At 46.6% G+C, this 1518-nt stretch carries 2 protein-coding genes; one reads left to right on the plus strand and one right to left on the minus strand.

The genetic code is table 11. From position 1 onward, the window contains the following. Positions 1 to 490 (plus strand): transposase (locus tag WS34_RS11560; RefSeq protein ID WP_046404969.1); only part of this gene is annotated, 490 nt, incomplete at its 5' end. A 37-nt stretch (positions 491 to 527) separates the two neighbouring features. Here WS34_RS11560 and WS34_RS11565 read toward each other — a convergent pair. Next, on the minus strand, positions 528 to 1518 hold a 991-nt coding region (locus WS34_RS11565; RefSeq protein WP_046404970.1), incomplete at its 5' end, for an IS256 family transposase.

The raw sequence follows: 1518 nt of genomic DNA on the forward strand, positions 1-1518 counted from the left end.
CGCCTTGCAAGAGTTAAGGATCGAGCACCGCTGGGAGGCGATTAACGAGGAAACCAACGAGATGGAAAACGCCCGGCTGGAGGGGAGGAAGTACAGGGCGAGAAAATTCCGTAACGGGGAAACCAGGAAAGAGATACTGTTCCGTTCCAGGTTGTTATTGTTTAAAGACCCGGCGGCCTGGAACGTGAAACAAAGAAAGAGGGCTTCCGTGCTTTTCGAGTTGTATCCCGACATCCAAAAGGCGTTCGCCCTGGTACAGAGGTTGAGAAGAATCTATTCCTCGTGCAAGTCCGTGGCGGGAGCCAGGCTCAAACTCGCCTTGTGGTACAATCAAGTCAACGAGGCTGGCTTTCATTCTTTCAATTCCGTGGCCGCTTCCGTGTTCGCGCACTCGACCAGGATATTGAACTTTTTCAACAACAGGAGTACAAACGCTTCCGCCGAGGCATTCAACGCCAAGCTCAAAGATAGTGTTTCAAAAAGTGTGTAAATTCTTTCTTTTTTCATCTTTGCAAATCTATTCATTTTTAATAAAATAATCTTGATTCTAAAAAATTATAAATAGGGTATTTATAAATATCCGCGTTTTGAGCCACGGTCCCCATCAGTAGAATGACGGCCTGTGGATTCGGCATGGCCCCTCTCATGTTAATAACCCTCTTATAATCCCTGTTCAGTCTTTCGATCCAGTTCGTGGTATAAATCATTCCCCTGATTTCCCTTTCATATTTGAAGTATGTAAAATAAAACCTGTACCTGTCGTGCTGGTATCTCTTTAGCGGCGGGTAACTCTTTTGCCACCTTTGTATGAACTCCTTAAATACACCGAATGCCTTTTCCGGGGTAATGTCCCATTGGTCAGGAGAGCAGATTTGTTTGAGTTCCTCCATAACCTGTTTCTTATCCCCGGGCTTGACTTTATTCACGATATTCCTTTTCAGATGAACGGTACACAACTGCAGATCCGCTTGGGGAAAAGTATCGGCCAGCGTGTTTTCAATACCGGATAACCCGTCACATACCAACAGGTCCACCACGGCTACACCTCTTTCTTTGAGACCTTCAAAAACATCCTTCCAATTGGTCGCGCTTTCCGTGGGAAAGTTTACCACGGTTAAAACTTCCCTTGTGCGGTCTTCTTTCACTCCCAAAACCGTGTAATAGGCTTCATTGCTCACGGACTCGTCCCGCCGGGTGAGGACATACGTGGCATCGATGTAAAGGATCGGATAACGAGGTTCAAGTTTACGTTCCAGCCAGGCATTCACATCTTCACGGGCGGTATGCAGAAGACGGCTTACCTGGCTTTTACTGTAGTGTTTACCGTAAAACTGTTCGTAAATTTTTCCTACCTGTTCCGTGGTTAAACCTGAGCAGTAAAGACTGCTTACTAAGCGTTGGGCTTCTTCTTCCTGATCTTTCAACACTCCCAGAAGCATCGGATAAAAGTTACTGTTGCGGCTGCGGGGAACACGTAATTCAAATACTTTGCCGCCATGACATACACGACGGCCGCGG

It is taken from the genome of Odoribacter sp. N15.MGS-14, assembly GCF_000980245.1.
Taxonomy (GTDB): domain Bacteria; phylum Bacteroidota; class Bacteroidia; order Bacteroidales; family Marinifilaceae; genus Odoribacter; species Odoribacter splanchnicus.